The 6,515-nt window shown below is 56.9% G+C and carries 7 protein-coding genes; 4 read left to right on the top strand and 3 right to left on the bottom strand.

Annotated features, from left to right (window positions below; all coding sequences use genetic code 11):
• The 3 genes from B3F77_RS16350 to B3F77_RS16340 all read right to left on the bottom strand — a co-directional run.
• Nucleotides 1-589: septation protein A (locus B3F77_RS16350; RefSeq protein WP_293605974.1), on the bottom strand; the 589-nt coding region annotated here is incomplete at its 3' end.
• 72 nt (nt 590-661) lie between these two features.
• Entirely contained in the window at nt 662-1,072 is a 411-nt protein-coding gene (msrB, locus tag B3F77_RS16345; protein ID WP_293605973.1) for a peptide-methionine (R)-S-oxide reductase MsrB, read from the bottom strand.
• A gap of 43 nt (nt 1,073-1,115) precedes the next feature.
• A complete protein-coding gene (locus B3F77_RS16340; RefSeq protein WP_414703031.1) occupies nt 1,116-2,594 on the bottom strand; it encodes a protein adenylyltransferase SelO in 1,479 nt (492 codons plus the stop codon).
• Here B3F77_RS16340 and B3F77_RS16335 point away from each other — a divergent pair.
• The 4 genes from B3F77_RS16335 to B3F77_RS16320 form a co-directional block, all read left to right on the top strand.
• Nucleotides 2,593-2,850 carry a hypothetical protein gene (locus tag B3F77_RS16335; protein ID WP_293605971.1) on the top strand — a complete coding sequence of 86 codons (258 nt, stop codon included), beginning with the start codon at nt 2,593-2,595 and terminating at the stop codon, nt 2,848-2,850. The genes B3F77_RS16340 and B3F77_RS16335 overlap by 2 nt on opposite strands.
• A complete protein-coding gene (locus B3F77_RS16330; RefSeq protein WP_293605970.1) occupies nt 2,850-4,475 on the top strand; it encodes a 3-(methylthio)propionyl-CoA ligase in 1,626 nt (541 codons plus the stop codon). Before B3F77_RS16335 ends, B3F77_RS16330 begins: the two co-directional genes overlap by 1 nt.
• Before the next feature lie 116 nt (nt 4,476-4,591).
• Nucleotides 4,592-5,824 carry a branched-chain amino acid ABC transporter substrate-binding protein gene (locus B3F77_RS16325; RefSeq protein ID WP_293605969.1) on the top strand — a complete coding sequence of 411 codons (1,233 nt, stop codon included), beginning with the start codon at nt 4,592-4,594 and terminating at the stop codon, nt 5,822-5,824.
• A 119-nt stretch (nt 5,825-5,943) separates the two neighbouring features.
• On the top strand, nt 5,944-6,515 hold a 572-nt coding region (locus tag B3F77_RS16320), incomplete at its 3' end, for a branched-chain amino acid ABC transporter permease (RefSeq protein WP_293605968.1).

Below are 6,515 nucleotides of genomic sequence, written 5' to 3'. Positions count from 1 at the left end.
TGTATAAGAGACAGAGCACAAACAGCAGCATCAGGCCCAAGCCACCAAAGAGCTTGAAGTTGACCCAGGTACTGGTCGGAAAGTTGAAGGCCACCCACAGATTGAGAAACCCCATCACGGTGAAAAACCCGACCCAGCTGAAATTCACGGTGCGCCAGATGGAATCAGGCAGGGCCATTTGTGAGCTCATCAATGACTTGATGCCATTTTTCTTGAGCACCAGCTGGCCAAACAGCAAAGTACCGCCCATGACCCAGTACAGCACCGTCGGCTTCCACTTGATGAAGTTTTCGCTGTGGAAATAAATGGTGGCGCTGCCCAGTACAGTGACCAGTCCCAGGCTGACCCACAGCATGTGATCGATTTTCCGGCCACGCGCCTTGAGCCAGAGAATTTGCGCGAAGGTGGCCACAATCACGACCACCGTGGCCAGCAGCACGGGGGCTTCAGTCAGCCCGACCACACCACCCGACACCATGAAACCCAGCCATTCCGTGGCGGTGCTGGCGGCCCAGTCTTTGTTGCCTTCGGCGTACTTGAACATGCCGAAAAAAAGTGCAATCGGCAAAAAATCGAAGAGAATTTTCATGGTGTGATTATGGCTGCTACTGGGTGGCTGGTGAATCCGTAGATCAGGGTAGGGGGAGCACGAATCGCGCAACTAGCGCGGCTCGAAGTCCAGCGAGGCGGAGTTCATGCAGTAGCGCAGGCCTGTGGGCTTGGGTCCATCGGGAAACACATGGCCGAGGTGTGCACCGCAATTGGCGCAAACGGTCTCGGTGCGCGTCATGCCATGTTGGCTATCCACATGCTCTTCAATGGCACCAACGTTGACTTCCTGAGAGAAGCTTGGCCAGCCGCAACCTGCATCGAACTTGGTGGACGAGTCGAAAAGCTCGGCACCGCAACACATGCAGCGGTAGGTCCCGTCCGCAGTGGTGTTCTCATACTTGCCAGTGAATGGGCGTTCTGTGGCTGCTTGACGGGTTATCTGGAAGGCGGCGGGTTCAGCGCCTTTTTCAGCCAGCAAGGCTTTCCATTCGGCATCGGTTTTCTGGATTTTGGTGCTCATGGTGCTTAAATTTTGAAGTCTTGGGGTCTTGGAAAGAAGGCTGTTACGAACTGCAACTGATGGCTATGGAAGCCGCCCAGTCGGGCGGAAAGTCGGTAAAGCGATCATGGCCCGGATGTTCGTCAAATGGGGCCTGCAGCAAGGTCAACAAGGTGTTGACGCCGGAGAAGTCTTTTAGTTTCGCAGCGCGTATGGCTTCTTCACCCAAATGGTTGCGCAACACAAATTTCGGGTTATTTTTTAGCATCAAATTGGCCCTTAACCCAATATCCACGGGCGCAAGCCGCTCTGAATACTGTAGCGCCCAGGCATTGAAGGATTCACGGTCGAAGAACAGGTCCCGCACCGGCTCATGACCACTATGTGGTGTGAAACCGCATAAACGGCGCCAGAAAATTGTGTAGTCCACCTTGTTGCTGCTCAGTAGCCTGAAGGTGTCATCTATCAGCGCCTTGTCTTCCGGTTGCGCGTCGGTCAGGCCCAGCTTGGCGCGCATTCTAGCTTCCAGCGCCTCGGGGAACACCGTTTTATAGGATTCCAGGGCCGCCAGCGCCTGGTCTTGTTCTTCTATTAGTGGTAGCAAGGCCTGGCCGAGGCAAAACAGATTCCAGTACGCCATGTTGGGCTGCTTGTTATAGGCGTAGCGGCCCTGAGTGTCCGAATGGTTGCAAATGTGGCCAGGATCGAACGCATCGAGAAACTGGAACGGGCCATAGTCGATAGTCAGGCCCAAGATGCTCATGTTGTCGGTGTTCATGACGCCGTGACAAAAGCCCACGGCCTGCCAGGCGGCCATCAGGTGCGCCGTGCGCTCACTCACCGCTTCAAGAAGCGCCGCATAAGGCTGCTTTGTTTCACGGCAAGCGGGGTAAAACCTGTCGATGACATAGTCGGCCAGCGTTTTGAGCTGGACCTGCTGGTTGCTGTAGCTGAAATGCTCAAAATGGCCGAAGCGAATGAAACTGGGGGCCGTGCGGGTTACGACGGCGGCTGTTTCGATTTCTTCACGCCGAACAAGTGCATCAGAGCCCGTGACACACAAGGCGCGGGTGGTCGGTATGCCCAAGCCATGCAGGGCCTCAGAACACAAAAACTCGCGAATCGAACTGCGCAGCACGGCCCGGCCATCGCCCATGCGGGAGTAGGGCGTCCTGCCCGCGCCTTTGAGCTGGATTTCCTGCGCGCCACCGGCCGTTGCTATCTCGCCGAGCGATATCGCCCGGCCATCCCCCAATTGCCCGGCCCACATGCCGAATTGGTGACCGCTGTAAACACTGGCCAGGGGCCTGGAGCCGCGCAGCATTTGGTTGCCGGTCAACGCCGCCAGCGCCTCGTCGGACTCCAGCCAGTGGTCTTCAAGGCCAAGCTCGCGCGCCAAGGCTCGGCTGCGCCCTACCCAGTAAGGCGAAGGCAGCGGTGTGGGCTGGAGTTCCGTATAAAAACCCGGGTCCAGACGGGCAAAACTGTTGACCCATTTCAGGCCTGATTGGGCAAGGGTCAGATCGGCAGCTAAGGCGTCGATGGCAGAAGTCATGGCCTCATTGTGCTATGGCGACGACAGCCCTGCACAGGCGGGGTTAAGCCATTTTGGCGACTGGTCGGCTGGCGCTGCACATCCAGTCATCAGCGGTTTGGCCAGTGTCGTCGCCAAGGTGGCGCGGCTGGGGATTTCTCCGGATTTCCCCGGGGTTGGGCCGGCGGCGCGCGCGGTACTATGCACGCACGAGACATTCAAATTTAAAAAGAACGCCCAGCCGGGCAAGAAAGGAAATAGATGATGTTAGGTTTGATGCAAAACCAGCCCTTGCTGATCTCATCACTGATCGAGTTTGCGGAGCGCCACCATGGCGACGCAGAAATCGTGTCACGCCGCGTGGAAGGCGATTTGCATCGCTACACCTACAAGGACGCGGCGCACCGGTCCCGTCAGGTTGCCAATGCCCTGGATGGACTGAAGCTGGGCTTCAGCGACCGTGTTGCCACGCTGGCGTGGAATGGCTACCGGCACCTGGAGCTTTACTACGGTGTGAGCGGCTCGGGTCGGGTGCTGCACACCATCAATCCCCGGCTGCATCCCGACCAGATCGCATGGATAGCCAAGCACGCAGAAGACCAGGTCCTGTGTTTTGATTTGAGCTTCTTGCCCCTGGTGCAGGCCGTGCACGGCAAATGCCCCACCATCAAGCACTACATCGCGCTGTGTGAGCCCGACAGACTCCCTGCAGATTCGGGCATTCCCAACCTGCAGAGTTACGAAAGCTGGATTGGAGCGAAGTCGGCCGACTACGTCTGGCCCAGTTTTGATGAAAACACCGCCTCCAGCATGTGCTACACCAGCGGCACTACGGGCAATCCCAAGGCGGCGCTCTACAGCCACCGCTCTACCCTCCTGCACGCCTACGCGGCGGCGCTGCCGGACGTGATGTGCCTGAGCGCGCGCGATTCCATCCTGCCGGTGGTGCCCATGTTTCACGTCAACGCCTGGGGCATTCCATACTCGGCGGCGCTCACCGGCGCCAAGCTGGTGTTCCCTGGCCCGGCGATGGATGGCAAGTCGGTGTATGAACTGATCGAAGCCGAGAAAGTCACCTACGCCGCTGGCGTGCCCACGGTCTGGCAAATGCTGCTGACCCACATGAAGCCTGCGGGCCTGAAGTTCTCCACGCTCAAGCGCACGGTGATTGGCGGCTCGGCCTGCCCACCGGCCATGATCCACGCCTTCCAGGAAGACTATGGCGTGGAAGTTCTCCATGCCTGGGGCATGACCGAGATGTCGCCCCTGGGAACGCTGTGCACGCTGAAAAACAAACATCTCGCCCTGCCTGCGCAAGAGCAAATGAAAATCCGCCTCAAGCAGGGGCGGTCCATTTATGGTGTTGACATGAAAATCGTTGATCCTTCGGGCAAGGAACTGCCCTGGGACGGCAAGACCTTTGGCGACCTTTATGTCAAGGGCCCCTGGATATTGCGCGAGTACTACAAGGGCGAGGGCGGCGATCCGCTGATCGATGGCTGGTTTCCTACCGGCGACGTGGCGACCATCGACGCGGATGGCTACATGCAGATCACCGACCGGAGCAAGGACGTCATCAAATCCGGCGGCGAATGGATCAGCTCGATTGACGTGGAAAACATTGCTGTGGCGCATCCGGCCGTGGCCATGGCGGCATGTATTGGCGTTGCACACCCCAAGTGGGATGAGCGGCCCGTCATTGCAGTGGTCAAGAAGCCAGGCATGGACGTCACACGCGACGAACTCATCAAGTTCTACGACGGCAAGATTGCAAAATGGCAAATCCCCGATGACGTGGTGTTTGTGGAGGCCATACCGATGGGCGCGACAGGCAAGATGCTCAAGACTAAACTTCGGGAACTGCTGAGGGACTACAAACTCCCGCTGTGAGCGGCGCGCTGAGTCACCCATGTGATAGCCAGGCGGCACTCTAGGGGCAATCCCTGAGCGCTGCTGCACGCAAAACTTGTACGCTCAATACCTTGTTAAAACAAAGGAGACACACAATGAAATTTGCTATTAAAGCTGTAGCGATAAGTGTAATGTTTGCGGCCAGTTCAATGGCTTTTTCCCAAAAGGGTGAAACCGTCAAAATCGCCATGATCGAGGGCCTGTCGGGCCCGTTCGGTAATGTAGGCCAGAACCAGCTGAAGAACTGGCAATTCGTTATTGACCGCGTCAATGGCGCCAAGAATGTGGCGGGTGTCAACTTCGAGATTGTGCCCATCGACAGCAAAAGCTCCCCCCAGGAGGCGCTCAACGGACTCAAGTCTGCCATTGACCAAGGCATCCATTATGTTGTCCAGGGCAACGGTTCGGCCGTAGCCTTGGCGCTGGCGGACGCGATCACCAAAAACAATGAACGCAATCCGGGCAAGGAAGTGATTTTTCTCAATTACGCGGCAGTTGACCCCGCACTGACCAACGAGAAATGCTCCTTTGCCCACTTCCGGCTTGATGCGGACACCTCCATGAAGATGGAGGCCTTGACCTCCTTCATGAAGGATCAGCCCAAGATCAAAAAAGTCTATTTGCTCAACCAGAATTACTCGCACGGCCAGCAGGTCGCCAAGTATTTCAAGGAAGGGCTGGCCCGCAAGCGTCCTGATACCCAGATCGTCGGAGAAGACCTGCATCCTTTTGGGCAGGTGAAGGACTTCGCGCCCTACGTGGCAAAGATCAAGGCCAGCGGCGCTGATACGCTGGTCACCGGCAACTGGGGCCAGGACATGACCTTGCTGATCAAGGCCATTACCGAGGCCGGCTTGAAGATCCCGATTTATGCCTACTACGCAGGCGTGTCCGGCACACCTACTGCACTGGCCGCCGCAGGCGACATTGAGGTCTACCAGATTGCCTACAACCACTCCAACTACACGGGTGAGATAGGGGCTATGGCCAGAGACTTCAAAAAGAAATATAACGACGACTTTTATACATTCTCGATCTACAACGGCGTTGTACTGTTGTCAGAAGCCATGAACAAAGCCAAGTCGATCGAGCCTATCAAGGTGGCCAAAGCCATGGAGGGCCTGTCATTCAAGGGCTTCAATGGCGAATCCCAGATGCGCAAGTCAGACCACCAGATGCAGCAAGGGCTGTATATTTCGAAGTGGCAAAAGGTCGACGCCAAGAACACTTACAGCGTCGAAAACACAGGCTACACCTTTGCGCCCGTGAAATACATTGATGCCTATATTGCCAGCACGCCTACCAGCTGCCAGATGAAACGCCCCTGATCGGGGTTTCGCCGAAGTAACGCCGGGGGTGGCTACCGCTTCACCCGGCGTTTTTATTGGCTAACAGACAAGTTCCTGCCAAGCTCTCTTTCCACAGCCGCTGATTTGACGGGTACCGCATGGAGTTTTTCACTATTTCGCTTTTGAACGGGCTGAGCTACGGCCTGTTGCTGTTCATGCTGAGTTCGGGTCTGACGCTGATTTTCAGCATGATGGGTGTGCTTAACTTTGCGCACGCGTCGTTTTACATGCTTGGCGCCTATTTTGCGTATGCCTTCACCAGCTGGCTGGGTTTCTGGCCCGCGCTGGTCATTGCCCCCTTGCTGGTCGGCCTGATCGGCGCGGCGTTTGAGAGATTTTGCTTGCGCCGCGTTCACAAGTTTGGCCACGTGCCTGAACTGCTGATCACTTTTGGCTTGAGCTACATCCTGGTGGAGCTTGTACAACTGGTCTGGGGACGCATTGCAGTGGATTACCGGATCCCGGACGAATTGAACGGCCCGTTGTTTACGCTATATGGCACCAATTTCCCAACGTACCGGGCCTTCATGATGCTGGTGGCGCTGTTCATGCTGCTGGCTGTGTGGCTGCTTCTCAAGCGGACTCGCATCGGTCTGGTGATTCAGGCCGCACTGACCCATCCAGACACGGCAGAAGCGCTTGGCCATAACGTCCCGCGGGTGTTCATGCT

This window comes from Polaromonas sp. UBA4122 (genome assembly GCA_002381615.1).
Lineage (GTDB): Bacteria > Pseudomonadota > Gammaproteobacteria > Burkholderiales > Burkholderiaceae_C > Polaromonas.
Note: the sequence above shows the minus strand (reverse complement) of the source record. Positions and strands in the feature narration are given on the sequence as shown.